This is a genomic window from Allobosea sp. P1_A7 (genome assembly GCF_056406775.1).
In genome coordinates, this window is record NZ_JBFTZN010000570.1 from 1 (window position 1) to 1,309 (window position 1,309).

Consider the following 1,309-nt stretch of genomic DNA (forward strand, 5'->3'; position numbering starts at 1 on the left):
GATGTGCCCGATGCCATAGGGGTACTTCATCGTCGGCAGCAGGTTCTTGGCGTTCGGGATCTTGGAGAAGTCGAGCTGCTCCACGACGCCGGCCTCGTTCATCTCGTACATGTTCGCGGCCGAGAGCCCGTGGATGTCGACCGTGCCGCGCGGCAGGCGACGCTCGGCGACCATCTTGGCGCGGCGTGGGGCGTCGCCGGCCTGGTCCTGCAGGACCTCGATGCCCTTGGGCTTGAGGATCGGGTCCTCGATGTTCTTGGTGAGGAGGCGGGCATAGTCGCCGCCCCAGGTTCCGACCACGACCTTGCCGCCTGACTGGGCCAAGGCCGGACCGCCCAGCGCAGCGGCGCTTGCTCCCGCCGCGAGACCTTGCAGGACATGGCGCCTGTTCATCGAGTTCATATGAGTTCTCCCCTGTTGGACGCCTGTCGAGCTAGAGACCGTGATCGAGCCATGTTCGGACGGAGAGCCGCAATGCGCCTTTCCCGATCATGGCCTTACGGCTCGCGCGGATAGACGAGCCCGGCGTCTTCGGCCCAGCCTATCGTGATAGTGTCGCCCGGCTTCGGCTCGATGCTGCCTTGGCGGTTCGGGAGCTGCAGCAGCATCCGGTCGTGCTCGGAGAGACGGACATCGATATCGAGCAGCGCGCCGAGATAGGAGACGTGCTCGACACGGGCCTCGAAGCGATTGACGCACGCTCCGGCCTCGGCTGCCACCGAGATGCGCTCTGGTCGAAGCGCGAGTGTCGCCGCTCCCGTGCCACTCGCCGCGCCGACAGTGATGTCGAGCCCGCCGAGGCTGCGGAAGCGGCCAGGCGTTGTGGTTTCCCCGTCGAGGAAGGCGCTGCGGCCAATGAAGCCCGCGACGAAGCGGTCCGCCGGCTTCTCGTAGAGTTCGCGCTGGTTGCCGATCTGCCGGACCTTGCCCTTCTCCATCACCACCAGCCGGTCAGCCATGGTGAGCGCCTCCTCCTGGTCGTGAGTGACCATGATCGTGGTGAGGCCGAGCTTGCGCTGCAGGTCGCGGATCTCGACCCGGACCTCCTGCCGGAGTTTCGCGTCGAGATTGGAGAGAGGCTCGTCGAGCAGCAGCACGTCGGGTTGCATCGCAAGCGCGCGGGCGAGCGCCACGCGCTGCTGCTGCCCCCCCGAGAGCTGGCGCGGGTAACGCTCGTCGAAGCCTGAAAGCTGCACGAGACGGAGCGCCTCCGCGACGCGCGGGGCGCGGTCGGCGGGAGGGACCTTGCGCATCTCGAGGCTGAAGGCGACGTTCTCGGCGACGGTCAGATGGGGGAACAATGCGTAGC

Annotated in this window: 2 protein-coding genes; both read right to left on the minus strand. The window is 67.1% G+C overall.

Annotated features, from left to right (window positions below; translation table 11 throughout):
• Positions 1-402, minus strand: a 402-nt coding sequence (locus AC1D34_RS37655) for a twin-arginine translocation signal domain-containing protein (protein WP_476827038.1), incomplete at its 3' end; no start/stop codon positions are given.
• A gap of 95 nt (positions 403-497) precedes the next feature.
• A partial coding sequence (locus AC1D34_RS37660; RefSeq protein WP_476827039.1) for an ABC transporter ATP-binding protein occupies positions 498-1,309 on the minus strand: 812 nt, incomplete at its 5' end.